The following is a 26,830-nucleotide window of genomic DNA, read 5'->3' as shown; positions in this document are numbered from 1 at the left end:
GAACTCACAGGAAGTGCCCGTGCAAATCCGGGCCGCGGTATGCAAGAGTGTCCGCAACGCTGGGGAGCCGATACCTGCCGGCCGGGCTGCCACGCAGCCCGGCCGGCAGGCCCGCAGCGAGGAACAAGTGAGGCCGGGCGTGAAAAACAGCACTGAGCGCCACACCGGGGCGGCCCGACGCCGGGCCCCCGGCCTGCTCCTGCTTCCGGCCCTCCTGCTGCCCACCTTGGCGGCATGCACTCCGAATGGCCCCGCGCCCACGCCTGCCCCGTCGGTGTCCAGCAGCACGGCAGGCACCCCGGCACCCAGGCCCAGCGCCACCAAGGACCCTGCAAGCCACATCCAAACGCCCGGCCACGTGTTCGTCATCAACTTGGAAAACAAAGGATACGACTCCGCATGGGGTGACCATTCCCCCGCACCCTACCTCTCCGGAACGCTCCGCAAGAAGGGCGTCCTGCTCAAGAACTACTACGGCATCGCCCACAATTCACTGCCCAACTACCTGGCCCAGATATCAGGCCAGCGGCCCAACGACAGCACCATGGCCGACTGCCACACCTACACCGAGTTCAACGCCACCGGCACCGACTCGGAAGGCACCCTTCAAGGCGACGGCTGCGTCTACCCCCAGGACACCCAAACCCTGGCCGGGCAACTGGCCGCCCAGGGCAAGACGTGGAAGGGCTACATGGAGGACATGCAGGAGCCATGCGAACACCCGCCGCTGGGCGAGCCTGACAACCACATCAAGGCCAGCCCGGAGAGCCAGTACTCCACGCACCACAACCCCTTTATGTACTTCCGCTCCATCACCTCCTCACCGGACTGTGCCAGGAACGTGGTCAACTTCGCAGCGCTCGCGGGCGACCTGAAGTCCGTGGACACCACGCCCACCCTGTCCTACATCACACCCAACCTGTGCCACGACGGCCATGACGCCACGTGTGCCGACGGCACCACCGGCGGCCTGGAAGCGGTGGACGGATGGTTGAAGGAGCAGGTGCCGGCCATCCTGTCCTCACCGGCCTACAAGCAGGACGGGATGCTGGTGATCACCTTCGACGAGGCCGAGGGCGACTCGTCCGGTCCGCCTGAATCAGACACGGCAAGCCCGGCCGGCGGCGCCGCGGGGGGCAAGGTGGGCGCGCTGGTGCTCTCGCCGTTCAGCAACGCGGGCACGTCCTCGGACCGGGCCTACAACCACTACAGCCTGCTGGCCAGCATCGAGGACTTCTTCTTCCTCCCCCGGCTGGGGCTGGCCGGCGATCCCGGGGTCGCCACCTTTGGCGACGACGTATTCCGGAAGGAGTCCTAGGTGAAGCTTCCATGGAACGGCCGACGCCGGACAGTCCTGGCAGGCCTCGTTGCGCTGGCGGTCCTGGTGGTTCTCGCCGTCGTCCTTCCCAACGCGTTGCGCGCCGGCCCGCCGGCACCCACCACACCCTCCTCCGCCCCGGCCCAGGATGCGGGCGCTGCCGCCGGCCATGGCGCCTCTGCGGACGCCGGGATCTCCAAGATCAAGCACGTGGTGATCATCACCCAGGAAAACAGGTCCTTCGACAGCTACTTCGGGACCTACCCCGGCGCAGACGGCATCCCCATGAAGGACGGAAAGCCCGCCGTGTGCCTCCCGGATCCGGCAAATGGCGGCTGCATCGCCCCCTTCTACAACTCCGCGGACAGCAACGCCGGCGGTCCGCACAGCCACGCCGACGCCACCGGGGACATCAACGGCGGCGCCATGGACGGGTTCGTAGCCCAGGCGGAGAAGGGGCTCTCCGGCTGCAGCGCCGCCAGCACCAAGTGCACGTACAGCACCACCATGCCCACCGACGTGATGGGCTACCACGACGGGCGGGACCTGCCCAACTACTGGGCCTACGCGCAGAATTTCACCCTCGAGGACCACCTGTTCGCCTCGGCGGCGTCCTGGAGCCTGCCCGCCCACCTCTACCTGGTCTCGGAATGGTCGGCGAAATGCACCAAAGCCGGGGACCCGTCGTCGTGCGTGAACGCCCTGCAGGACCCGGACCCCGAACCCGAGCCGCAAATCATCAAGGACACCCTGATCGGCAAATGCCAGGCCGGCATGGACCTGGACCCCTGCCGTGAGGCCCTGGAAGCGGCGGGGATCGATCCGGGCCTCGCTGCCCAGATCGACCAGCTGATCGGAACCAGCTGCCAGCCCACCGATTCCTACGCCGTCTGCCAGGCAGCCGTGGACGCCGCCCCGGTGTCCGATGACCTGAAGAAGAAGCTCACCGACGCCGCCAAGAAACTGGAACTGCCCGACTACGCCTGGACGGACCTGACCTTCCTGCTCCACAAGCACCAGGTGTCCTGGGCCTACTACGTCTTCAACGGCACCGAACCGGACTGCCGGAACGACGCCGCCACCTGCGACCCCGTCAAGCAGGACGCCAAGACCCCCGGCCTGTGGAACCCGCTGCTGTACTTCGACACCGTCAAGGAAGACGGCGAGCAAGGCAACATCAAACCCCTCAGCGGGTTCTACGACGCCGCCCGGCAGGGCACCCTGCCGGCGGTCACCTGGGTGGCACCCACCGACAAGGTCAGCGAACACGCCCCCGCCAAGATCAGCACCGGGCAGGCCTACGTGGCCGGCCTCATTAACGCGGTGATGAGCGGTCCGGACTGGGACAGCACCGCCATCTTCCTCACCTGGGACGACTGGGGCGGGTTCTACGACCACGAAAACCCGCCGGTGGTGGACAACAACGGCTACGGCCTGCGCGTGCCCGGCCTGGTGATCAGCCCGTACGCCCGGAAGGGCTACATCGACCACCAGGTGCTGAGCCACGACGCCTACTTCAAGTTCATTGAGGACGACTTCCTGGGCGGCGAACGGATCGATCCTGCCACGGACGGACGGCCCGACGCACGGCCCGACGTCCGTGAAAACAACCCGCAGCTGGGCGACCTCGCCAAGTCCTTCGACTTCACCCAGGCCCCGCTGCCGCCCCTGATTCTGCCGAATGCCACCACCTACTGACGCCCGGCGTTTCCGGGCCGGTTAGGGGATGCAAACCTTTGTGGTAAACGGAACCGGGCGGTGGTTAACTGCCAGCATGTCTGAAACCGTGAAGCTCAGCCACAACGAACCCCACGACAGCAGCGTGGCCGCCCGCCTGAACTGGCTGCGGGCCGGTGTCCTGGGCGCCAACGACGGCATCGTCTCCGTCGCGGCAACCGTAGTGGGCGTCGCGGGCGTGACCAACGACCTCGCCCCGATCCTGGTGGCGGGAACGGCCGCCGTGGTGGGCGGCGCCGTGTCCATGGCCCTGGGCGAATACGTGTCCGTCAGCAGCCAGAGCGACAGCCAGCGGGCATTGATCGAAAAGGAACGCCAGGAGCTCCGGGACGATCCCGACGGCGAGCTGGCCGAGCTCGCGGAGATCTACCAGGCCAAGGGGCTCAGCGAAGCCACGGCCCGGACCGTCGCCGAGGAGCTGACGGCGAAGGACGCGTTGAAGGCGCACCTGTCCGCCGAACTGAACATCGACGAGGAGGAGGTGGTAAGCCCCTGGCATGCCGCGTTCGCCTCCGCGATCGCCTTCACGGTGGGCGCCGTACTGCCGATGCTGGCCATCATTTTCCCGCCGGAGCAGGCGCGCATCCCGGTCACGTTCGTCGCCGTGATCCTGGCGCTCGCCTTGACCGGCACCGTCAGCGCCAGGATCGGCGGAAGCTCCAAGCGCAAGGCAACCCTGCGGCTGGTGGTGGGCGGCGCACTCGCTATGGCTTTCACGTTTGCGGTGGGCAGCCTCCTGGGCACCACGGGCATCGCCTAGCGGGCCGCCGGGGTACCGGCGGGACCTTCGAGGCTAATTAGGCTAATTACGTCACGCCATGTTTGCGTAATTGATGTGAACCTCGTCACTTAAAGCGCTTTCCGGCTTGGAGCTTAGGTTTGCCTACCCTACAGTTTTTGAACATAGGCACCGCCTCCCGGTGCCCGTAAAGACTTAGGTTCACGCAGACTTTTCCCCACGAAAGCAGCCTCAATGAAGATCCGCAACAGCGCGCTGGCAGGCATCGCACTCGCCGCCACCGCAGCTCTCGGCCTGACCGCCTGCGGCGGTGGCACGCCCGCCGGTGACAGCTCCGCTTCCAACGGCGCCCCCTCCGGCGAGATCACTGTCTACAACGCCCAGCACGAGAGCCTGACCAAGGAATGGGTGGACGCCTTCACGGCGGAAACCGGCATCAAGGTGACCCTCCGCCAGGGCGACGACACCGAAATGTCCAACCAGATCATCCAGGAAGGCCAGGCGTCCCCCGCGGACGTGTTCCTCACCGAAAACTCCCCCGCCATGACGCAGGTGGAGAACGCCGGCCTGTTCGCCGACGTCAACAAGGACACCCTGGCCCAGGTTCCCGCCGAGTTCGCGCCGTCCACCGGCAAGTGGACGGGCATCGCCGCCCGCTCCACCGTCCTGGTGTACAACAAGACCAAGCTCACCGAGGACCAGCTGCCCAAGTCCATGCTGGACCTGGCCAAGCCGGAGTGGAAGGGCCGCTGGGCCGCTTCGCCCACCGGCGCCGACTTCCAGGCCATCGTCTCCGCGCTGCTGGAACTCAAGGGTGAAGGCGCCACCGAAGACTGGCTCAAGGCCATGAAGGACAACTCCAAGGCCTACAAGGGGAACAGCACGGCCATGAAGGCGGTCAACGCCGGCGAAGTGGACGCCGCGCTGATCTACCACTACTACTACTATGGCGACCAGGCCAAGACCGGCGAGAACTCCAGCAACGTCACGCCGTACTACTTCAAGAACGAGGACCCGGGCGCGTTCCTTTCCGTCTCCGGCGGCGGCGTGCTCAAGTCCTCCAAGAATGCCGCAGCTGCGCAGGCGTTCCTGAAGTTCATCACCGGCAAGAAGGGACAGGAAGTCCTGAAGAACGGAACGTCGTTCGAATACGCCATTGGCTCCGACGTGCCCGCCAACGACAAACTGGTGCCCATCAAGGACCTTCAGGCGCCCAAGGTTGACGCCGCAAAGCTCAACTCCCAGAAGGTCAGCGATCTGATGACCCAGGCCGGACTCCTCTAATTCCGTGACCACCGATCTATCGGCTCCCGCCAGGCGGGGCACGACGACGGCGGGCCGGGGCAACAGCCCCCGCCCGCCTTTCGGCGTTTCCGCGGTGTCCATCCTGGCGGTGCTGATCGCCCTCTTCTCCCTCGTCCCGCTGGGATACGTGGTCTACATGACGGTGGCAACCGGGTGGGACACCGCCGTCGCCCTCATCCTGCGCCCCCGGGTGGGCGAACTGCTGGCCAACACCCTGCTCCTGATGGCCGCCACCGTCCCGCTGTGCCTGCTGCTTGGCGTGGCGGGGGCATGGCTGGTGGAACGGACCAACCTCCGCGGCCGGCGGATCTGGGCTGTCCTGCTGGCCGCTCCCCTGGCCATCCCGGCATTCGTGAACAGCTACGCCTGGGTTTCGGCCATCCCCTCGCTCGGCGGCCTGGGCTCAGGAATCCTGATCTCCACCCTGTCCTACTTCCCGCTGGTGTACATCCCCGCGGCCGCCACGCTGAGCCGGCTGGACCCTGCCATCGAGCAGTCCGCCGCCGCACTGGGACTGGGCGCCTGGCGGGCCTTCTTCCGGGTGGTGCTTCCCCAGCTGCGGATCGCCCTGACGGGCGGCGGCCTCCTGGTAGGGCTGCACCTGCTCGCCGAATACGGCGCCTTCGCCATGATCCGGTTCGATACCTTCACCACCGCGATCATGACCCAATACCGTTCCACCTTCAACGGGGCCGCGGGCAACATGCTGGCCAGCGTGCTGGTGTTCTTCTGCCTGCTGCTGCTGATGGCCGAAGTCCGCAGCCGCGGCACCGCCCGGTACGCGAGGATCGGCTCAGGGGCGCAGGCACGGGCACTCCGCCTCCCGCTGCACGCCTACCAGATCCCGTCCCAGGCCTTCCTGCTGGCGCTGACGGCACTGGCGTTCGGCCTCCCGCTGTACTACGTACTGAAATGGATCGTGGCCGGCGGCGCGGACGTCTGGACCGCCGCCGAATTCCTCCCCGCCCTGCTGGCCACGTTCGGATACGGCCTGGCCGGCGCTGCCGCCACCATCGTGGTCGCGTTCCCCATGGCGTACCTCGCGGTCCGGAAGCCCGGCTGGTTCAGCAAGTCCCTGGAACTGTCCAACTACGTCACCAGCTCCATGCCCGGCATCGTGGTGGCCCTGGCGTTCGTCACCGTCAGCATCCGCGTGATGCCGGGCATCTACCAAACGGCCGGAGTGCTGGTGGCGGCGTACGTCCTGCTGTTCCTGCCCCGGGCCTTGGTGAACCTCCGGGCCGGCCTGGCGCAGGCTCCCAAGGAGCTTGACGAGGCCGCGCAGGCGCTGGGCAAGCCGCCGCTGCTGGCCTTCATCCGCGTCACACTGCGGCTGACCGCCCCGGCCGCTGCCGGCGGCGCGGCCCTGGTTTTCCTGGCCATCGCCAACGAGCTCACCGCCACCTTGCTGCTGTCCCCCAACGGCACCAAGACCCTGGCCACCGAGTTCTGGAGCAAGAGCAGCGAAATCGACTACGCCGGTGCGGCTCCCTATGCCCTGTTGATGATCCTGCTTTCCGCCCCGATGACCTACCTCCTCTTCCAACAGTCCAAGAAAGTAGCCGGACAGTGACAGCACCATCCACCCGTCGGCTGCCCGAACCACGGGTCTCCCCCTCCGTGGCGGCAACCACCAACAGCCACCTCCAGATCACGGACGTCACCAAGAACTTCGGATCCCAGGCGGTCCTGAGGGGCGTCAACCTGTCCGTGGCCAAGGGCGGGACCACCGCCATCGTGGGTCCGTCCGGCTCCGGCAAGACCACGCTGCTGCGCCTCATCGCCGGTTTTGAACACCCGGACACCGGCACCATCTCGCTCAACGGCACCACCGTGGCAGGCGACGGCGCGTGGCTCCCGGCGCACAAACGCCAGATCGGCTACGTGGCCCAGGACGGCGCGCTCTTCCCGCACCTTACCGTGGGCCAGAACGTTGCCTTTGGCCTGGATCCGGCCAAGCTGGAGGGCGGCCGGCGGGCTGTCGCGGCCCGGGTGGCGGAGCTCCTGGACATGGTGTCCCTGGATCCGGCCATGGCCAAGCGCCGCCCGCACCAGCTCTCCGGCGGCCAGCAGCAGCGCGTGGCCCTGGCCCGCGCCCTGGCACGGGAACCGGAACTGATGCTCCTGGACGAACCCTTCTCAGCCTTGGATGCGGGCCTCCGCGTTGCCACCCGCCGCGCCGTGGCCAAGGTCCTGGCCGAGGCCGGGGTTACCACCATCCTGGTCACCCACGACCAGGCCGAAGCGTTGTCCTTCGCCGACCAGGTGGCGGTCATGCGCGGCGGCAAGCTGGCCCAGATCGGCAACCCCTTCGTCGTCTACACCCGTCCCGCGGACCGGGCCACCGCCGAGTTCCTGGGCGATGCCGTCATCCTGGATGCCTGGCTCGAAGGGTCGCTGGCCACCTGCTCGCTGGGCGGCATTCCGGTGCGCCGGCCGCCGGCGCAGGGCAAGGTCCAGTTGATGCTGCGGCCCGAGCAGATCCGCATCGCCGAGGACGGCCCCATCCGCGGCGTGGTGGTGGACACTGACTACTTCGGCCCCGAAACCACGGTGCGGCTCAAGCTCAACGTGCCGCAAGAGGTGGCGGAGCACGCGGACCACCGGTACCCCGGCGGCGGCGAAGTGATCACCATCCGGCATTGGAACGCCTCAATTGCCCGGCCCGGGATGGAACTGTGCCTCCGGGTGGTCGGCGAAGCAGTCGCGTTCCCGATGGAGGACTGAGCTCCGGCCCCGGCCGCGCTCGGCGGCGTATCCGAAGCTTGTCCGCGCATCTGAAGCTAGGGGGCACAGATGGTCGAACAAGCTTCTGTCCGGTGCGCCCGCCACTGCTGACACAGAAAAAACACCGGGCCGAAACACTCCGGCAACCTCTTCACGGCAAGCTGTGCGTACGGGGATACAACAGCAGGAGGCAGCCCTCATGGAGGCACAAGGAATACGTACCGCCCAGCTCCGCATCGGGGACCAGATCGAAGCCTGGCACCGGGGCAAGCTTTTCCACAGCGGCCGGGTGACCGACGTCGTCCCGGCCCTTGAACTCTTCTGGATCCTGGATTCCAGGACCGGTGCGCGGAAGCTGCTGGACCCGGAGGCCCTGGAGATCCGGCACGTGGAGGTCACGGCCGTTCCACCGGCCGCCCAGGCGAAGCCGCTCGCGACGGCGTGAGCGGGGTTCCGGCCGGGCAGCCGGCAGGACCAGCGGCTTAAGTCCGTTCCTGGTAGACGTCCGGGATGCCGTCGTGGTCCGAATCCACTTTCTCGAGCTCTTCGGCGAGCCGGTACTGGCGGTTCCGGGTTCGCAGCACCACCGTCGCCAGCAGCGCGGCGATCAATGATGCGGCCAGGATGCCCACCTTGGCATGGTCATCATGCAGGCTGCCGTTGCCGAAGCTGAGCTCCGCCACGAGCAGGGACACGGTGAAACCGATGCCCGCCAGCAGCGCCACGCCGAACACGTCGATCCACGTGAATGAGCTGTCCAGGCTGGCCCTGGTGGCTTTGGTCAGCACCCAGGTGGTGGCAAGGATTCCCACCGGCTTGCCCAGGACCAGGCCCAGGATGATGCCCAGCGCCACCGGGTCCGACAACGCCGAAGCCAGGCCTTCCCATCCGCCGACCAGCACGCCTGCGGAGAAGAACGCAAAGATCGGGACCGCGACGCCCGCGGAAATGGGCCGGAACCGGTGTTCGAAGATCTCGGCGAGCCCCGGGCCCGCTTCCGGACCGCCGGAGGCCTGTGACCTGATCACCGGCACCGCGAAGCCCAACAGCACACCGGCCACAGTGGCATGGATACCCGAAGCATGCACCAGCGCCCACGTCAGTACCCCCAGCGGCAGCAGGATCAACCAGGCCGCGGCGGCATGGCGGCCGAAGAACCGGCGGTACTTTTGCGCGAGGAACGCGTAGACCGCCAGCGGAACGAGCGCCAGGAGCAGCGGGGTGCGCTGGATGTCGCTGGAGTAGAAGAACGCAATGATGGTGATGGCAATCAGGTCATCCACCACGGCCAGCGTCAGCAGGAAGATCCGCAGCGCGCTGGGCAGGTGGGAGCCGATGATGGCCAGGACGGCCACCGCAAAGGCGATGTCGGTTGCCGTGGGGATGGCCCAGCCGCGCAGGGTTTCCGGGCTGGCGAGGTTGACGACGGCGTAAATCACCGCCGGGACGGCCACGCCGCCCACGGCGGCGGCCACGGGGACGATCGATTTGCTGATCTGCCGCAGGTCGCCGGCCACAAATTCCCGTTTGAGTTCCAGGCCCACCAGGAAGAAGAAAATGGCCAACAGGCCGTCAGCCGCCCAGGCACCCAAGCTTAGCTCCAGGTGCCACGGCGCGTAGCCCACCGTGAAGTCGCGGAGGGCAAAGTAGCTCTCCGATGCCGGGGAATTGGCCCAGACGAGGGCGATGACCGCCGCGATGACGAGGAGGGCTCCGCCGACCGTTTCCTTGCGGAGGATTTCACCGATCCGGAGGGCCTCGGCGTAGCTGCCGCGGGAGAAGACGGTGGAGCCGAAAAACGTGTTCCGGCTGGGCGGGGGCGGTGTTGGTGCAGGCGGGGTGGAGGTCATGGAGGCATCCTTGTTTCCGGGTTCGACAAAGCCATGCCGACCAGACTTCCCGGCGCACCTGGGTCCATTCTACCGGGCGGGAGGGTCAGCCTGCGCGGCGTCCCCCGGTGTCCCGGCTCCGCCCGTGCAGTTGGATGGCCCGAACGGCGCGGTCCAGGTAGGTCCGCCCGTCAACGGAATTGGCCAGCTGCACCAGTTCGGCGGCCACCACCACGAGCTTGACGTTCCGGTGGCTGCTGGTGGCCACGAGCAACTGGAAGGCCTCGTCCGAGCCGAGCTTCAGCAGGCCCATGAGGATGCCGCGAGCCTGGTCGATCACCGTGCGGGTGGAGGTGGCGCCGGCAACGGCATCCCGCGCAGTCTGTTCGGTCTCGCGCTGCAGGGTCCGGGTGAGGTCCACCATCACGCCTTCGAGCGCCACCACTGATCCGTCGTCGCCGAGGATCGCCTCACCGGAGGTCATGACCCGGCGCGTGTGGCCTTTGGCGTCAATAATGCGGTGGTACATGCAGAAGAAGCCGCCGGTCTCCGCCACCCTGGCGGTGATTTCCTCGCATTGTCCGCGGTCATCGGGATGCTTGTGCGCAAAGACGAGTTCGAGGGTGGGCACCACCTCCCCGCGCTGGTAGCCGTGCAGCTGGTACATGCCATTGGACCAATGGAACGCCGGCCCGGCCAGGTCCACGCGGAACACCCCGGCGTCGCACTGGTCGTCGCCGAGGGCACTGGAGTAGGTGTACAAGTCGCTCAGCTCGGTCACGAGGCCCACTTCCCAGGTATTGGCCAGCCCCCAGCGGGCCGGCACCGTACTCGCTCCTCCCAGTATGGGCGAATGGAGCAGCGGAAAGTAGTGCGGGAGGTCCTATGGAACTCCCGCAGGAAATGGGCTAAAGACTTGAACGCACATACCCCTAGGGGGTATATTCAAGCTGTTGTCAGTGACGTGGTTTGTCCCGGCCGGTGCCTGCACCGGCCTTACAGCCGGTCAACCCCAGCGCCCCATGATCGTCTATGGAATGGAACTGACATGAGCCACGGGAACCACTCCCACCACCCGGCGGCGGCCGGCCCCCTCACGCACGCTCCGGCGGCCCCCACCGGGCACCCTCACCACGGCGGCCACGAGCATGACGATGACCACGCCGTGCACACCCACGGGCAGCACGCCGGCCACAGCACCGCCATGTTCAAGAACCGGTTCTGGCTGACGCTCGCCCTGTCCGTGCCGGTGGTCTACTTCAGCCCCATGATGGGCCACCTGCTGGGCTACATGCCGCCCGAGTTTCCCGGCGCCGCCTGGATTCCGCCGGTCCTGGGCACCGTGATCTTCCTGTATGGCGGCCAGCCGTTCCTCAAGGGCGGCCTCCAGGAACTCAAGGACCGCACGCCCGGGATGATGCTGCTGATCGCCATGGCCATCACCGTGGCTTTTGCGGCCTCCTGGGTCACCAGCCTGGGGATCGGCGGCTTCGACCTGGATTTCTGGTGGGAGCTGGCGCTCCTGGTGGCCATCATGCTGCTGGGCCACTGGATCGAAATGCGCGCCCTCGGATCCGCCCAGGGCGCCCTTGACGCCCTCGCGGCGCTGCTCCCGGACGAGGCCGAGCGCATCACGGAGGGCGGCACGGAAATTGTCCCCGTTGCCGATCTGGCCCCCGGCGATCTCGTCCTGGTCCGCCCCGGCGCCCGCATGCCGGCGGACGGGACCGTGGTGGACGGCCAGGCGGAGTTCGACGAGTCCATGATCACCGGCGAATCCAAAACCGTCCCACGCGGCACCGGCGATCCGGTGGTGGCCGGAACCGTGGCCACGGACAGCAGCGTCCGGGTCCGGGTCACGGCAGTGGGCGACCAGACCGCCCTGGCCGGAATCCAGCGGCTGGTGGAAGAGGCCCAGGCCTCATCCTCGCGCGCGCAAGCCCTCGCGGACCGCGCGGCGGCGTTCCTGTTCTACTTCGCCGCCGGAGCCGGCGTGCTGACCTTCATCGGCTGGACGCTGCTGGGAAGCGTCCCCGACGCCGTTACCCGTACCGTCACTGTCCTGGTGATCGCCTGCCCGCACGCGTTGGGGCTGGCCATCCCGCTGGTCATCGCCATTTCCACGGAACAGGCCGCCCGGGCAGGGGTGCTCATCAAGAACCGGATGGCACTGGAGCGCATGCGCACCGTCGACGTCGTCCTGTTCGACAAGACCGGCACCCTGACCACCGGCGAACCTGAGCTGAAGGACATCGCCGCCGCCGAAGGTGCCGAGGCCGATGCCGTGCTCGCCCTGGCCGCCGCCGTTGAATCCGACAGCGAGCACCCCGTGGCGCGTGCCATCGTCCGGGCCGCCGGAGCCCGGAACCTGGCACTCCCGGCAGCCACGGGCTTCACCGCCCTGGCGGGCCGGGGCGTCCGGGCCGTCGTGGACGGCCGCACTGTGCACGTGGGCGGACCCGCGCTCCTGCGCGAGCTCGGCGTCGTCGAGCCCGAGGCCCTGGCCGTCCGGACGCGGGCATGGATGGAACGCGGCGCCGCAGTCCTGCACGTGGTGGACGGCGACGGCACCATCCTGGGCGCCGTGAGCATGGAAGACGCCGTGCGGGCCGAATCGCGGCAGGCCGTGTCAGCCCTCCAGCGCCGCGGTATCAAGGTGGCCATGGTCACCGGGGACGCGCGCCAGGTGTCGCAGGCCGTGGCCGCCGACCTGGGCATTGACGAGGTATTCGCCGAGGTCCTTCCCGCGGACAAAGACAAGAAAGTTGCCGAACTGCAAGCCCGCGGCTTGAAGGTGGCCATGGTGGGCGACGGCGTCAACGACTCCCCGGCCCTTGCCCGCGCCGAGGTGGGGATCGCCATTGGCGCCGGGACCGACGTGGCCATGGAATCCGCCGGCGTGGTGCTGGCAGGAAACGATCCGCGGGCGGTGCTGTCCATGGTGGACCTCTCCCGGGCGAGCTACCGGAAGATGTGGCAGAACCTGGTGTGGGCGGCGGGCTACAACATCCTGTCCGTGCCGCTGGCCGCAGGCGTCCTGGCCTTTGCCGGCGTAGTGCTCTCACCGGCGGCAGGGGCGGTGCTGATGTCTGCCTCCACCGTTGTGGTGGCCTTGAACGCCCAGCTCCTTCGGCGCCTGAAGCTGAACCCGTCGGGGGTGCAGTGAACCGGGCACTGCACCAGGCCCTGCTGCTGGCCCGCACCCTGGCCGTTATCGCGGGCCTGCTCGGCATGCACGTACTGACCGCGGGCCACGCCTCGCACGGGCTCGTTGCGCAGGGCGTTGTGTCGCACAGCGCAGCCTCCCATACGGCGCCCGCAGGGCACACCGCCGTCGTGCATTCCACGGTTGGGGAACAGCCGGGCCATACCGGCCACGCGGTCGCAGCGGCCTCCATGGACGCGCCGGCTCTGGCGCCGTCCACGTGCGGCACCTCCTGCCCGGGAGCGCAGGAATCGGGGGCACCGTGCATCCCAACCGCACCGGGGAGTCCGGTCACCGGTGCCCCACCCCAGGCAACCTTTGCCGTCGTCTCGCTGCTGCCGCCGGCCGGCGACCCCAGCTCCTCCTATGGGTACCTGCCGCCCAGCCCCTCACACCCTGCGACCTGTCCATCAGCCGGACGTAAACCGGACTGTGCCCATCACCCCGGCCCAGTTCCACTACCTCCCTGAAAGACACCATGAACACCACATTCAAGACCCTGTCCATCACCGTTGCCCTCGCCGCGTCCCTCAGCCTCGCCGGCTGCGCCACAGGCTCCGGCAGCATGCCCATGGACCACGGCAGCTCCAACCCCATGTCGAGTACCATGCCAAGCGCCGGCACCATGCCCGGCGCCAGCGCCGACCATAACCAGGCGGACATCATGTTTGCCCAGATGATGATCCCGCACCACGCCCAGGCAGTGGAGATGAGCGGCATCATCCTGGCGAAGCCCGGGATGCCCGCAGAGGTGACAGCGCTCGCCACGAAGATCAAGGCCGCCCAGGCACCGGAGATCGAGCAGATGACCGGCTGGCTTAAAGCCTGGAACGTGCCCACCATGATGAGCGACCACTCGGGACACGGCATGACCGGCATGGTGGACGATGCCGGCATCGAGAAGCTGGAGTCCGCCACGGGGACCGACGCCGCGAAACTGTTCCTGGAACAGATGATCGGCCACCATGAGGGCGCCATCGACATGGCCCGGCAGGAGATCAGCGCCGGCAAATTCCCGGACGCCGTGAAGCTGGGCCACGACATCGTGGACGCCCAGCAGGCCGAGATCACACAAATGAAGCAGCTGCTGACCGTTCTGTAAGCTGCCAGGCGGGCGCCCGGCATCAAAACACGCAACGGCGCGGCAGCGGCACCCGGCCAGGGGGCCGCCGCCGCGCCGTTGCGTGTTAAGTTGAAAGGCACGGGCCCACCGGTCCTGCCACCAGCTGGGAAAGAGAACATCTCCTTGGACAATTCCGCGCCAGTCAAGATCCTGACCGTCTGCACCGGGAACATCTGCCGCTCGCCCGTGGCCGAACGGCTGCTGCAGGCGGGGCTGGACCAAGCCGTGCCGGGAGGGTTCCAGGTGGCGAGCGCCGGCACCCGGGCCATGGTGGGCGAACCCATGCAGCCCATTTCCGCGGAGATCGTGCGGACCTACGGCGGGGATCCGGAAGGGTTTGCCGCACGGCAGCTCACCCCCGCCATCCTGCGCGGCGTGGACCTGGTACTTACCATGACCTCCGGACACCGCGGCGAGGTCCTGCAGCTCGATGCCTCCCTCCTCAAGCGCACCTTCACCATCCGCGAGTTCGCCCGCATGCTCGACGTCCTGGACCAGAGGGACACGTCCGCGTCCACGGACAACGCGGCCGACGACGACGGCTGGCTGGCTGCCCACACAACCCGTTGGCGGGGATTGCCGGCGCGTGCCGCCGGGGTGCGGCACCTCTCGCTCCCCGCAGATCCCGCCGAGAACGACATCGTGGACCCGTACCGCCGGCCGCCGGAGGTGTACCGGCAGATGGAGGACCAGCTGGCCCCCGCCATCGTGTCCATCCTGCGCCACGCCCGCCTCAATTCCCCGGTCCGCGGGGACGCAGCCGGCGCGCCGTAACGAACCGTGGGTGCCCGGCGGCCCGGCGACACGCCGCAGGTGACAGTTTGGACAAGCCTGTAGCCAACAGGGGTATCACTGGCGGACACTGATCCCACCCGCAACACGATGAGGTGGAGGCACCGCATGAGCACGCCTGATCCAACCGGACCCGCCGGTCCCCCCACCCGCCCGTCCGTGCCCCACCGGCCCGACTGGCTTGCGGCCCTGGGCCGCCGCCGCTGGATCGCCGCCCTGCTGGCACTGGTGCTGGTGGCGGCCGCGGGGATCGCGGTGTTCAGCCTCAACCGCGCGGGCAGGGACGCCGCCCCCGCGGCCACGCAAACCCAGTCACCGAGCGAAACGCCCACGCCCACACCCACGCCGTCCGAATCACCTCCACCGGCGCCCGCTCCGCCTCCTCCGCCGCAGCCGATTCCGGACCTCCCGGCGGGCGAGATGAATGTGCTGGTCATCGGCAGCGACAGCCGGGGGATCGCCCGGAACGAGGCAGCCCACACCGCGGAGACCGGCGAGCCCTCGGACCAGCGCTCGGATTCGTTGATGCTGGTCCATGTGCCCGCGGACCGCCACACGCTCTATGTCATTTCGATCATGCGGGATCTGTGGGTGGACGTCCCGGGCGTGGGCGGCTCCAAGATCAATGCGGCCTTGGAGTACGGCGGCATCGACCTGACCACGCAGACCGTGCAGCAGTTGCTGGGCGTCACCATCGACCACACCCTGATGCTCGATTTCAACGGCTTCCGGGCACTTACGGACGGGCTGGGCGGCATCGACGTCAACGTCCCTTTTGCCTTCCAGTCCACTATCGAAACCCAGCATGTGTTCAGCCAGGGCATCAACCATCTTGACGGGCAGGCTGCCCTGGAGTTCAGCCGCGAACGCTACGCCTTCACCGACGGAGACTTCCAACGGGTACAGAACCAGCGGACCATGCTGCGCGCCATCCTGGCCCGGCTTACCGGCGGCGGCGCCCTGAACGACGTGAACGCGGTCCGGTCGCTGGTGGACTTCGCGGGCTGCTGCCTCACGGTGGACAAGGGCTTCGACCCCGTCCAGGCCGCCATCCTCGCCTACAGCCTGCGGAACCTGGACGTGAACGCCATCGGCACCATGACCCTGCCCACGGCCGGGACCGGCATGGCGGCCGGGCAGTCGGTGGTATTCCCCGATTATGGCGGCATCGCCGCCGTCGGTGCCGCACTGCGGGAGGGCAGGATCGCCGACTTCGCGGTCCCGTAGCCCTCCGCCCCAAGGCGGCCCCCCATCCTGGCCACCGCCTGTTCAGGACCGCCTCACCCCGGGTTTACCCGCAGGACCATGTCCGTGCGTCCGCCCGCGGGAACCTCAGGGTATGACTGAGAACTCCCGCACCACCGTTTCCCGCCGCACCGTCGTCAAAGGCTCGGTCCTGGCTGCCGCGCTCGCCTCCGTCCCCGCCGCCGCCCAGGCAGCCGAAACCGGCCAGTCTCCCGCCGGCGTCGCGTTGGTCCGCAACCGCCTCACCCTCCCCAGCGGCATCGCCACCGGGGACGTCACCTCCGATTCTGCCGTCCTGTGGTCCCGCGCCTCGGGTGCCGGCCGGATGACTGCGGTCCTGCGGGCGGTGGACGACGGCGGCCAGGTCCTTCGCGGACGCGGTGCCTTTGGGCGGGTCCTCCGTGGCCCCCGCGCCACCCAGGCCTCAGATTTCACGGCCAAGATCCATGCCGGCAACCTGCCGTCCAACACCCGGTTCGCCTTGGAAATCAGCTTCGAGGACGACGGCGGCGCGGCCAGCGAGACGGTCCTCGGCAGTTTCCGCACGGCCCCCGACACCGGGACGGTCAACGGCAAGGGCCGCACCGGTGGGGTGGGCAACAGCGGCGACGTCCCGGCGTCGTTTGCGCAGAGCTTCGTGTGGACCGGCGACACAGCCGGCCAGGGGTGGGGCATCAACGAGGAGGTCGGCGGCATGCGCGGCTACCGGGCCATGCACCAGACCCGGCCGGACTTCTTCATCCACTCCGGCGACACCATCTATGCCGACGGTCCCATTGCGGAGAACGTCACCGAAAAGGACGGCCAGGTCTGGAAGAACCTGGTGACCGAGGAGGTCTCCAAGGTGGCCGAGACGCTGACCGAGTTCCGCGGCAGGCACCGCTACAACTCCATGGACGCCAATATGCGCGCGTTGTTCGCCGACGTCCCGGTCATCGCCCAATGGGACGACCACGAGACCCACAACAACTGGTACCCCGGCCAGGTCCTGGATGACTCCCGCTACACGGTGCGGGACGTCAACACCCTCGCCGCGCGCGGCCGCCAGGCCTGGCAGGAAAACATGCCCATCGCGGACAGCTCCGCCCTGTGGCGGCCCGGCACGTTCGACGACGCCGGCACGTACCAGCCGGCCCGCATCTACCGGAAGATCTCCCGCGGGCCGCAGCTGGACATCTTCTGCCTGGACATGCGCACCTTCAAGTCCCCCAACACGGATGGCAAGGAGCCCTATGCCACCTCCATCCTGGGCCGGGAGCAGGTGGACTGGCTCATCAGCGAGGTGTCCAAATCCAAGGCAACGTGGAAGGTGATCGCCAACGACCTGCCCCTGGGCGTCGTGGTCCCGGACGGACCCGTGAATGAGGAAAGCGTCTCCAACCGCGACCCCGGCGCACCCTTGGGCCGCGAGCTTGAACTGGCCGGGGTGCTCAGCGCCTTCAAGCGCAACGGTGTGAAGAACACTGTGTGGCTGACCGCCGACGTGCACTACTGCGCCGCCCACCACTACTCCCCCGAGCGGGCCGCCTTCACCGACTTCGACCCCTTCTGGGAGTTCGTGGCCGGGCCCATCGCGGCGGGCTCGTTCGGTCCCAACGCCATGGACGGCACGTTCGGGCCGGAGGTGGTGTTTTCCAAGTCCGGCCGCTTCGCCGGGGAGTCCCCGCGGGACGGCGAAAACCAGTTCTTCGGGCACGTGCAGCTTGGGGAGGACAACAGCTTCACCGTGAGCCTCCGGAACGCCAACGGCGCCACCGTGTTCTCCAAGACCCTCACGCCCCAAAGGTAGGTGTTCCGGCCCCATCACCCTGGTGCCGGGCCGACGGCGGCTGCGCGCGCCCCTGGCGCCGGGACCGCCGTCGGCCGTTATTTTCCGACGTTCCCTGGGTACGCCGCACATAGTGGGGGCTTCGGCACGGCAAACGGACGGGGTGGTTCCTTGAACGGCGATTCTTCGAAGAAAGACATTTCGGGCGGCGGCCCGTCCGGCGACGACGGCTTGACAGCAGCGGTCAGGGCAGCCGGAGCGGTGGAGCTGCTCCTGGTCCGGCACGGCGAAAGCGAAGGCAACGTGGCCGCCACGGAGGCCCGGGACGCGGGGGTTGAGGTCATCGACGTGCCGGCCCGCGATGCCGATGTGGACCTTTCCGGCACCGGGAAGGACCAGGCAAAGGCGTTGGGTGTTGCCCTGTCCCGGATCGCGGAAGGGTTCCGTCCCGACGCCGTGGTCTCCTCCCCCTATGCGCGCGCTCGTCAGACAGCCCGGATCGCCGTGGAAACGGCAGGCTGGCCGCTGCAGGTTCGGATTGATGAACGGCTGCGGGACCGCGAACTGGGCATCCTGGACCGGCTCACCCGGCTGGGCGTGGAGAACCGCTACCCGGTGGAAGCCGAACGGCGGGACTGGCTGGGCAAACTGTACTACCGGCCGCCGGGCGGAGAATCCTGGGCGGACGTGGCGCTCCGGCTGCGGTCCGTCCTTGCAGAGCTGAATGGCCTGGGTGCCGGCCACCGGGTCATGCTGGTGTGCCATGACGCCGTGATCATGCTGTTCCGGTACGTGCTGGAAGGACTCACGGAGAGGGAGTTGCTGGACCTCGCGGCCACCGAAGCCATCCTCAATGCCTCGGTAACCAGGTTTGTGCGCCCCTCCGGTGAGGGACCGTGGACCCTGGAAAGCTTCAACGTGGCCAGCCACCTGGCCGAGCAGGGCGTCGCTGTCACCGAGCATGCGGGAGACACCAGTGTCCGGCCCCGCTGACTCCGGCGCCACCCTGGTCACCCCGTCGCTCCTGCGCGAGTGGCCCCTGCCGGCACCCGGCGCAGACAAATACTCCCGTGGGTCGGTGCTGGTGATCGGCGGGGCCCGGACCACCCCTGGCGCGGCGCTGCTGGCCGGCACCGCCGCGCTGCGGGCCGGGGCCGGTAAACTCACGCTGGCAGTGGCCGGGTCCGTTGCGGTGCAGCTGGGGGTCGCGTTGCCTGAGTGTGGTTGCATCGGGCTGCCCGAAACTGCGGAAGGTTCCCTCAAGGCGGAACTGGACCCTGTTGCCGCGTATTTGGACGGCGCGGACGCGGTCTTGGTCGGACCGGGCTTGGATGACCCGGACCTTGCGGCGGAACTGCTGGTGGCGATGCTTGACCGCGAGTCGCCCGGTACGGAACGGCCCGCCGTCGTCCTCGATGCCTACGCCTTGGGCGCCCTGGTGCCGCTGGAAGACCGGCTGGACCCCTGGCGCGGCCGGCTGGTCCTGACCCCGAACCCCACCGAAGCGGGAATCCTGCTGGGGCGCGACGTGGCGGACCTTGAAAAAGACCTGGCCGAGGTCTCCGCCCGGTTCGGCGCCGTTGTCAGTTGCCAGGGCCTGATCACGCAGCCTCCAGGCTTCGACGACGGCCCGGGCCCCTGGAAGATCACCACGGGATACGGCGGCCTTGGCACCTCCGGCAGCGGGGATGTGTTGGCGGGGACCATCGCCGGCCTCCGGGCGAGGGGAACCACCGGCGCCCAGGCGGCATGCTGGGGGACGCACCTGCATGCGGCCGCCGCGGACCGGCTGGCCAGCAGGCGGGGCCCCATGGGGTTCCTGGCCCGCGAACTAGCCGGGGAAATGCCTGCGTTGATGCTGGAACTCAGCACCTGATTCCTGATGCCGGGGCACCCGGCCGGTACGTGACCGGAACACAGGGAGGCCGGACGCGCGGATGGCCCCCGGGCGAAGCCGGGGGCCACCGTGTCGGGAAGTACAGGCCTCAGCTGCCGATGCGCTGTCTGGCGCTGTGGCGTGCACAGTGTGGCGATCCGCCCCATAAGGCAGTCAACAGGTTTGCCCGCCTCCCGAGCCTTTGTTGTCTAATACTGATTTTCTAGCACTCGGAGCGCGGGCCTTCAAGTGCCCGTGCGGTCAATCCCTGGTGGGGTCCGGCCGGAGCGGCGCCGGCCCGGGATCGGGAACGGGCAACGGTCCCGGCGACGGCGGTGCGGGGAACGGATGTGGCGACGGCGGCCCGGGCGGGCGGGGCTGGGTGGGATCCGGGGAGGTCGGCTCCGGTCCGGGTTCGGGCGGAAACGGCTCAGGTTCGTGCACTGGCGGGATGGTCATGGAACTTCCCCTCTCAGGCTGGGCAGATGTGCCTTGGACTGATCAGGATACGCCGGACATGCCCCGGCAACCACCCGTCAGGGCGGCAAGGCACCCACCAGCCGCAGCCAGTCCCCCACTTGCGCCGGGTCCGCCTCGCCGCAGCTGAAGCCGACATATCCGTCCGGGCGCACGGCCACCACGCCCCGGCCCGGATGGCTGCTGAGCCGGTGGACATGGACCAGGGGGCTGTGTCCCGCACGCGCCGGCAACGCCAGGGCATCCAAGGCGTCCGTGCCGGCATCCCGCTCCAGCAAGAGATGGACCCCCGGTAGGGCCGTCAGGTCATGCAGGCGCACTTCCCGTCCCGCCACCGAGGCCGGCGCGTCCGGCAGCCGGTCGCCGGGCCGTGGCCACCGGACCGACCGGGGTGTCCCGTCAATGGAGACAGCGCTGCTCCGGTACCGCACGAAAGGCTGGGCCAGGAGCCTGATGCCCTTGGACGTGAGCCACTGCCGGCGCAGCAGGAACGGCAGGACCGGCGCCAACGCAGGAAGAATGCTCCGGGCCAGCCGGGCGGCAGGGTGCGGCGAGGCCTCACCAAAAAAGATGACGTGCGTCAGGGCAAGGACCTGCCGGGCAGCAAGCCGGCGCTCCTGGTGGTAGGAGCTGAGCAACTCAGGGAGGAGCCCGCCGGCCGTCGAGGCGAAGCCGAGCTTCCAGCCAAGATTGAGGGCGTCGAGGATGCCGTTGTTCATGCCTTGACCGCCGGCCGGAGAATGTGCGTGCGCGGCGTCCCCTGCCAGGAAGACGGGATCGACGCCGAACGAACTGGCAAGACGGTGTTGAAGCGCGACCTGCGCCGACCACCGGACGTCCCGGACCGCGGCGCCCAGCCCCGAGACCCTGACGAGGCGTTCCACTTCCCCTGGCGGGACGGCCGGGCCCAACTGGCCGAACAATGCGGCGGGTTGCGGGTCCGCGGGCCGGGTTGCCAGCATGCGCCAGGTGGCTCCTTCCCCAAGGGCGAAAAGGAAGGTCAGCCCGGCGCTGCCGACGGCGACGTGCAGGACCCCCGGGTCCAGGGGCCCGTCAAGTTCCAGGTCGGCCAGGACAGCCTCCACCCGGTAGGGACCGCCCTCCCAGCGGGCGCCCGTGATGCTGCGGACGGTGCCGGCCTGCCCGTCGCAACCGGCCAGGAACCGGGCATCATGCTCTTCCCGGCCGCCCCCGTCGCGGTAAAGCTGGGCCCGGACCATGCCTCCTTCTGGTTGTACGCCGCCGCGGCCGAGCCCGCGGAACTCCACGCCCCAGTCCACGTGAACGCCCCGCTCCTGGAGTGCCTGCCACAGCACGGCCTCGACGTCGGCCTGCCGGACCAGGGTCAGGTGCGGGAAGGCCGTGTCCGGGAGGTCCGCGTGGCCCAGCCGGGCTTCGACGATACGCCGGCCCAGGTGGAGCCGCGCTTCCGGGGTGGTGTCGGCGCGGCTGAGCAGTTCTCCGGTGACTGCCAGCGGCCGCAGCCCTTCCAGGGCGCGGGCATGGAGCATCAAGGCCCGGGACGGGCGTGTCAGGTGCGGGCGGCGGTCCACCACCCTGACGGAGGCGCCATGGGCCTGTGCCTGGAGCGCGGTGGTGAGCCCGGCGGGACCAGCGCCGACAACGAGGACGTCGGTGTCCGGCGTCGGTCCTTGCCCGCGTCCCATGGCTGCCGGGCCCTCACGCTGCGGGGAGGAGCCGCCACCAGGCATGTTCGGGGTGGGCGGCAAGGCGCATCCGGGCGGGGTCGGCCAAGGCCTCGTCCCGGTGCAGGCCAGGGAGGATTTTGAAGCTGATGGATCCTGGGACGCTGACCAGTTCAAGGACCCGCCAGAGGGCGGCGGCGTAACGGCGCGCCTGCTCGGCACCGTCCCACTCGTACAACCCGCGGTAGGCACCGAAGGTATCGTGGGCGCACCACAGCTTGGACACGAACCCCGGGAACCCCACGAACAGCGGGGTGTTCAGGAGGCTCTCGGTCTCGAACAACCTGTGCGCCCGGCCGCGCACCAGGCGCAGGGTGAAGGTGACTACGAGTACGCAGGGCTCCGCGGCGGGAGGGCGGCCGACGGCGGTCTCCCGGTAGACCCGCGCGGCGCTCCCGTCCGCGAACCGCAGCATCCGGCCCACGTTCCCCGCAGGCAGGTGCACTTGCCTGCGGGCAAGCATCAGGGCGGACGTCCCCACGCATTTAGCCACGGCCAACCAGGCTTTGGCCCGGGGAGCCGGGCCGGATTCGAAGGACATGGCGCCCCCTTTCCTTGCGGTGTTCCCTCCAGCCTGACCGGAACCGCCGCAGGCGTCCCAGAGTCTTTCGTCCCGTGCGGTCCGGTCCGCCGCTCCCCCGTCAGCGAACGGCCTGCGGACTTGCAGGGACGGGTCTATATATTGAATCCATGACCTCCACCCCGCTGCAGGATTCCACCGGCACCTCCGTCCCGGCACCCCCGGTTGCCAAGAAGATTCCCACCGAACGCACCCACCACGGGGAGACCTTCGTGGACAACTACGAGTGGCTCCGGGACAAGGAATCCCCGGAGGTGGTGGCGCACCTGCGGGCCGAAAACGAGTACCAGGAAGCGGTCACCGCCGGCCAGGAGCCGCTCCGCGAGGCCATATTCCAGGAGATCAAGGGCCGCACCCAGGAAACCGACCTTTCCGTCCCGCACCGGAAGGACGGCTGGTGGTATTTCAGCCGCTCGGCAGAGGGCAAGGAATACGGCATCCACTGCCGGGTGAAGGCGCAGGACACCGGGGACAAGGTGGCCGACTGGACTCCGCCGGCCGTCGAGGCCGGCATGGGTATCCCGTGCGAAGAAGTCCTGCTGGACGGCAACGTCGAAGCTGAGGGCAAGCCGTTCTTCTCGGTGGGCGGCACCGCCGTGACCATCGATGGCCACCTTTACGCCTACGCGGTGGACAACTCCGGCGATGAGCGCTTCACCCTCCGGATCAAGGACCTTCGCACCGGCACGCTGCTGCCGGATGTCATCGAGAACATCTTCTATGGCGTCTCCTTCTCCCCGGACGGCACCCGCCTCTTCTACACCGTGGTGGACGAGTCCTGGCGCCCCTTCCAGGTCAAGTCCCATGTCCTGGGCACGCCCGTGGCCGACGACACCGTGGTGTACCAGGAGGACGATCCCGCCATGTGGCTGGGCTTCGAGCTCTCCGCGGACCGGCGCTACCTGGTGCTCGGCATTGGCTGCTCGGAGTACAGCGAAACCCGGCTGCTCCGTTTCGACGACCCCGCCGCAACGGTCAGCACCGTCATTTCGCGGGACGAACGCATCCTTTACGAGGCAGAACCCTTCCTGCTGGGCGGCGAAGAAAAGATCCTGCTCACCCACAACCGCGGCGCCATCAACTCGATGGTCTCCCTGACGGACCCGGCTGAGCTGCACAAGCCGCTGGCCGAACAGACCTGGCAGACCGTCGTCGAGCATTCCGACGACGTCCGCGTCAACGGCGCGGGCGTCACCTCCACCCACCTCATCGTCTCCGTCCGCAAGGACACCATCGAGCGGGTCCAGGTGATGGGGCTGGCCGGGCTGGGCACGCCCGCGCAGCAGGCCCCGGTGGAGCCTGCCTTCGATGAGGAGCTGTACACCGCCGGGGTGGGCGGCTCGGACTACGACGCCCCGGTGATCCGGCTCGGCTACACGTCCTACTTCACGCCGTCGCGGATCTACGACTTCGTCCTCCCCACCCCCGAACTGCCCGCCGGCGACCTGCTGCTGCGCAAGGAAAGCCCGGTACTGGGCGGCTACGACGGAAGCGACTACATCGCCACCCGCGAATGGGCCACCGCCGGCGACGGCACGCGCATCCCGCTCTCCGTCCTGCGGCACAAGGGCGTCAAGCAGGATGCGACGGCAGCGGGCCTGGTCTACGGGTACGGCTCCTACGAGATGAGCATGGACCCCGGATTCGGCATCGCCCGGCTGTCCCTGCTGGACCGTGGCGTGGTGTTCGTGATCGCCCACATCCGTGGCGGCGGCGAATTGGGCCGGCACTGGTATGAGGACGGCAAGAAGCTCACCAAGAAGAACACCTTCACCGATTTCATCGACGCCACGGACTGGCTGGCGAACTCCGGCTGGGTGGACCCGGCGCGGATCGCGGCCCTGGGCGGTTCCGCGGGCGGCCTGCTGATGGGCGCCGTGGCCAACATGGCGCCGGAGAAGTACGCGGCGATCGTGGCGCAGGTGCCGTTCGTGGATCCGCTCACCAGCATCCTGGACCCGGACCTGCCGTTGTCCGCCCTGGAGTGGGAGGAATGGGGCAACCCCATCACGGACCCCGAGGCCTACGCGTACATGAAGTCCTATTCGCCGTACGAGAATGTGCGGGCGGTGGCTTACCCCAAGATCGCGGCCGTGACGTCCTTCAACGACACCAGGGTCCTGTATGTCGAGCCCGCCAAATGGGTGCAGGAGCTGCGGAACAAGACCACCGGGTCCGAGCCCATCGTCATGAAGGTCGAGATGGACGGCGGCCACGGCGGGGCCTCCGGACGCTATGTGCAGTGGCGTGAGCGTGCGTGGGACTACGCCTTCATCGCCGACGCCCTGGGCGCCACCGGGCTGCTTCCAGGCGCCGGGCTGAAGCAGTAGCGCCTGCCAGCCACCGCCCTGTTCCCGGAAATGCTCATCATGCTTACCATTGTGGGGCACTTGTTTTCCGATCCGGGCAAAGGTCCGGGCTACCAAAAGGGGCAGGCATGTCATTAAGCAAGGGAACGCACGTGGAGTGGAACACTTCACAGGGCAAGACCCACGGCAAGATCGTGGAAAAGAAAACCAGCGATTTCGAACTCGACGGCAACACGCACCGCGCCAGCGAGGATGAGCCGCAGTATGTGGTGGAATCGGCCAAGACCGGCGCCCGCGCGGCGCACAAGGCATCCGCCCTGACCGAAAAGAAGTAGGCCCGTGGCTGCCCGCCACGAGGTTGTCATTATCGGTGGCGGCAACGCCGGCATCTCGCTGGCGGCCAGGTTGCAGCGCTACGGCGTCCAGGATGTGGCGGTGGTCGAACCCAAGGACCACCACCTCTACCAGCCGCTGTTCTCGCACATCGCAGGCGGCCGGGCGCAGGCCCGGGAAGCCGTCCGGACCCAGGAGTCGGTGACACCGGCGGGCGTCACCTGGATCCGGGATGCCGCGGTGGACGTGGACGCTAACGCGAACACGGTCACCCTGGCGTCCGGAGCCTCCGTTGGCTACGGGCAACTGGTGGTGTGCCCGGGCCTGCAGTATGACTGGGACGCCGTTCCGGGCCTTGCCGACGCCGTGCACTCGCCACACGGCGCCTCCCATTACGAGTTCGACCTTGCCCCCAAGGCCTGGACCCTGCTCAGCGGCCTGGCCTCCGGCACCGCCGTGTTCACCATGCCCGCCGGGCCCGTCAAGTGCGCCGGAGCCAGCCAGAAGCCGATGTACCTTGCCTGCGACTATTGGCGGGAGCAAGGCGTCCTGGACAAGATCCGGGTGGTGATGGTCCAGCCGTACCCCACCGTCTTCGGGGTACCGGAGGTGGACCGGGAGCTGGACCGGAAGATCGCCGAGTACGGGATCGAGTTGCGGACCAACAGCGAACTGGTTGCGGTCAACCCCGGCGAGCGCAGGGCAACCATCCGCGACCACGCCGCAAACATCACCGAGGAGCTTACGTACGACGTCCTCAACGCCGTCCCGCCCCAGTCCGCCCCGGACTGGCTGAAGGCCACGGACCTGCCGGCCGCCGGTGGCTCCGGCGGCTTTGTGGAGGTGGACCGCCAGACGCTGCGGCACCTGCGGCATGACAACGTGTGGTCTTTGGGCGACGCCGCGGGGACCAGCAACTCAAAGTCCGGCGGCGCCTTGCGAAAGCAGGCCACGGTCCTGGCGAAAAACCTGGTGGCCGCCCGCAAGGGAAAGCCGCTGCGCGCAAAGTATGACGGGTACTCGGTGTGCCCGTTCACGGTATCGCGGGACACCGTGGTGTTCGCCGAATTCGACGACCAGTACCGGGTCAAGCCCAGCATCCCGCACGTTCCCACCTGGAATGAGAGCAGGCTGTCCTGGGTGGTGGACCGGGACCTCTTCCCGAAGATCTATTGGAACCTGATCCTCAAGGGCCGGGCGTAGGTTCACTTTCCCGGCTCCATTCGTCGGCCAGGACGGCGTAGACCAGTTCGGTGGCCCACTGGCCTTTGTAGAACCACTTGTCCACATGCCGCGCCTCCAGCCGCATCCCCAGCCGCTGGCAGAGCGCCGCGGAGGCGGTGTTGAGCTCATCCAGCCGGGCCTCGATCCGGCGCAGGCCGAGGTCCCCGAAGCCGAGGTCCAGGACCGCCGCCGCGGCCTCGGTGGCGTACCCCTTGCCGCGCGCCTGCGGTGCCGTGGACCAGCCGATTTCCGCCTGCCCGCGGCCCGGGAGCCACTTCAGTACCACTTCGCCCAGGAGGCCCGGCTCATCTTTGGCCTCGATGGCCAGCGACAGCCAGTCGCCCTCCTTCTCGTACACGAAGTTGGCGTACTTGCCCACGTACTCCATGGATTTGGTGTAGCTTTTGGCCGGTCCCGGCAGGAAACGGGCAGTCTCGGCGAGTGAATGGTAGGCGTGGAAGGCGTCCAGGTCGCGGCCTTCGAAGCGGCGCAGGACCAGCCGGTCGGTGTGGATTGGCAGCAGGATCTCCGGCATGC

22 protein-coding genes are annotated in these 26,830 nt (G+C 68.3%); 17 read left to right on the top strand and 5 right to left on the bottom strand.

Annotated elements, in window-relative coordinates:
- The first annotated feature begins 139 nt into the window (after positions 1-139).
- From DC347_RS09905 to DC347_RS09875, 7 genes are all read left to right on the top strand, one after another.
- Positions 140-1,318 (top strand): alkaline phosphatase family protein, encoded by a 1,179-nt coding sequence (locus DC347_RS09905; RefSeq protein WP_240617745.1) that lies wholly within the window; start codon positions 140-142, stop codon positions 1,316-1,318.
- Entirely contained in the window at positions 1,319-3,016 is a 1,698-nt protein-coding gene (locus tag DC347_RS09900) for an alkaline phosphatase family protein (protein ID WP_109045246.1), read from the top strand.
- Between the two features lie 76 nt (positions 3,017-3,092).
- On the top strand, positions 3,093-3,815 hold the full coding sequence (locus tag DC347_RS09895; protein WP_018761699.1) for a VIT family protein: 723 nt from the start codon (positions 3,093-3,095) through the stop codon (positions 3,813-3,815).
- Positions 3,816-4,028: 213 nt separating this feature from the next.
- The gene (locus DC347_RS09890) at positions 4,029-5,078 is read left to right on the top strand and encodes an iron ABC transporter substrate-binding protein (RefSeq protein ID WP_018761700.1); all 1,050 of its coding nucleotides are present in this window, start codon (positions 4,029-4,031) and stop codon (positions 5,076-5,078) included.
- Positions 5,079-5,082: 4 nt separating this feature from the next.
- Positions 5,083-6,672, top strand: a complete 1,590-nt coding sequence (locus DC347_RS09885) for an iron ABC transporter permease (protein WP_206073910.1) — start codon at positions 5,083-5,085, stop codon at positions 6,670-6,672.
- Positions 6,669-7,826 (top strand): ABC transporter ATP-binding protein, encoded by a 1,158-nt coding sequence (locus DC347_RS09880; protein WP_018761702.1) that lies wholly within the window; start codon positions 6,669-6,671, stop codon positions 7,824-7,826. Before DC347_RS09885 ends, DC347_RS09880 begins: the two co-directional genes overlap by 4 nt.
- 199 nt (positions 7,827-8,025) lie before the next feature.
- Positions 8,026-8,271 carry a hypothetical protein gene (locus tag DC347_RS09875; protein WP_018761703.1) on the top strand — a complete coding sequence of 82 codons (246 nt, stop codon included), beginning with the start codon at positions 8,026-8,028 and terminating at the stop codon, positions 8,269-8,271.
- A gap of 37 nt (positions 8,272-8,308) precedes the next feature.
- Here the strand turns inward: DC347_RS09875 and nhaA are convergent, their stop codons facing one another.
- Complete coding sequence (gene nhaA, locus DC347_RS09870) at positions 8,309-9,676, bottom strand: Na+/H+ antiporter NhaA (RefSeq protein ID WP_109045244.1); 1,368 nt, start codon at positions 9,674-9,676, stop codon at positions 8,309-8,311.
- An 85-nt stretch (positions 9,677-9,761) separates the two neighbouring features.
- Positions 9,762-10,481, bottom strand: coding sequence for a PAS and ANTAR domain-containing protein (locus DC347_RS09865; RefSeq protein WP_018761705.1), 720 nt, complete (start codon positions 10,479-10,481; stop codon positions 9,762-9,764).
- Between the two features lie 222 nt (positions 10,482-10,703).
- On the opposite strand from DC347_RS09865, the gene DC347_RS09860 reads away from it, so the two are divergent.
- The 7 genes from DC347_RS09860 to DC347_RS09825 all read left to right on the top strand — a co-directional run bounded on the left by DC347_RS09860 (position 10,704) and on the right by DC347_RS09825 (position 19,664).
- Entirely contained in the window at positions 10,704-12,821 is a 2,118-nt protein-coding gene (locus DC347_RS09860) for a copper-translocating P-type ATPase (protein WP_109045243.1), read from the top strand.
- Between the two features lie 517 nt (positions 12,822-13,338).
- Entirely contained in the window at positions 13,339-13,962 is a 624-nt protein-coding gene (locus DC347_RS09850; RefSeq protein ID WP_109045242.1) for a DUF305 domain-containing protein, read from the top strand.
- A 144-nt stretch (positions 13,963-14,106) separates the two neighbouring features.
- Positions 14,107-14,757, top strand: a complete 651-nt coding sequence (locus tag DC347_RS09845) for a low molecular weight phosphatase family protein (RefSeq protein ID WP_109045241.1) — start codon at positions 14,107-14,109, stop codon at positions 14,755-14,757.
- Positions 14,758-14,883: 126 nt separating this feature from the next.
- Complete coding sequence (locus DC347_RS09840; protein ID WP_109045240.1) at positions 14,884-16,002, top strand: LCP family protein; 1,119 nt, start codon at positions 14,884-14,886, stop codon at positions 16,000-16,002.
- A gap of 112 nt (positions 16,003-16,114) precedes the next feature.
- Positions 16,115-17,809 (top strand): alkaline phosphatase, encoded by a 1,695-nt coding sequence (locus DC347_RS09835; RefSeq protein ID WP_109045239.1) that lies wholly within the window; start codon positions 16,115-16,117, stop codon positions 17,807-17,809.
- A 150-nt stretch (positions 17,810-17,959) separates the two neighbouring features.
- Complete coding sequence (locus DC347_RS09830; RefSeq protein ID WP_240617744.1) at positions 17,960-18,781, top strand: histidine phosphatase family protein; 822 nt, start codon at positions 17,960-17,962, stop codon at positions 18,779-18,781.
- Positions 18,765-19,664, top strand: coding sequence for an NAD(P)H-hydrate dehydratase (locus DC347_RS09825; protein WP_240617743.1), 900 nt, complete (start codon positions 18,765-18,767; stop codon positions 19,662-19,664). The genes DC347_RS09830 and DC347_RS09825 overlap by 17 nt, the downstream gene beginning before the upstream one ends.
- 536 nt (positions 19,665-20,200) lie before the next feature.
- Here the strand turns inward: DC347_RS09825 and DC347_RS09820 are convergent.
- Positions 20,201-21,808: an FAD-dependent monooxygenase gene (locus tag DC347_RS09820; protein ID WP_109045382.1), complete on the bottom strand. Its 1,608-nt coding sequence runs from the start codon at positions 21,806-21,808 to the stop codon at positions 20,201-20,203.
- A gap of 13 nt (positions 21,809-21,821) precedes the next feature.
- A complete protein-coding gene (locus DC347_RS09815) occupies positions 21,822-22,388 on the bottom strand; it encodes a hypothetical protein (RefSeq protein WP_018761715.1) in 567 nt (188 codons plus the stop codon).
- A 149-nt stretch (positions 22,389-22,537) separates the two neighbouring features.
- On the opposite strand from DC347_RS09815, the gene DC347_RS09810 reads away from it, so the two are divergent.
- The 3 genes from DC347_RS09810 (at position 22,538) to DC347_RS09800 (ending at position 26,272) form a co-directional block, all read left to right on the top strand.
- A complete protein-coding gene (locus DC347_RS09810; protein WP_109045237.1) occupies positions 22,538-24,757 on the top strand; it encodes a S9 family peptidase in 2,220 nt (739 codons plus the stop codon).
- A gap of 107 nt (positions 24,758-24,864) precedes the next feature.
- A complete protein-coding gene (locus DC347_RS09805) occupies positions 24,865-25,071 on the top strand; it encodes a DUF2945 domain-containing protein (protein ID WP_026264575.1) in 207 nt (68 codons plus the stop codon).
- Positions 25,072-25,075: 4 nt separating this feature from the next.
- Entirely contained in the window at positions 25,076-26,272 is a 1,197-nt protein-coding gene (locus tag DC347_RS09800) for an NAD(P)/FAD-dependent oxidoreductase (RefSeq protein WP_109045236.1), read from the top strand.
- On the opposite strand, the gene DC347_RS09795 is transcribed toward DC347_RS09800, so the two are convergent.
- The gene (locus tag DC347_RS09795) at positions 26,256-26,828 is read right to left on the bottom strand and encodes a GNAT family N-acetyltransferase (RefSeq protein WP_109045235.1); all 573 of its coding nucleotides are present in this window, start codon (positions 26,826-26,828) and stop codon (positions 26,256-26,258) included. The two genes, DC347_RS09800 and DC347_RS09795, sit on opposite strands and share 17 nt — an antisense overlap.
- Positions 26,829-26,830: the final 2 nt, after the last annotated feature.

Origin of the sequence: Pseudarthrobacter sp. AG30, from assembly GCF_003116525.1 — a bacterium.
GTDB lineage: Bacteria > Actinomycetota > Actinomycetes > Actinomycetales > Micrococcaceae > Arthrobacter.
This window is presented reverse-complemented; position numbering and strand designations above follow the sequence as displayed.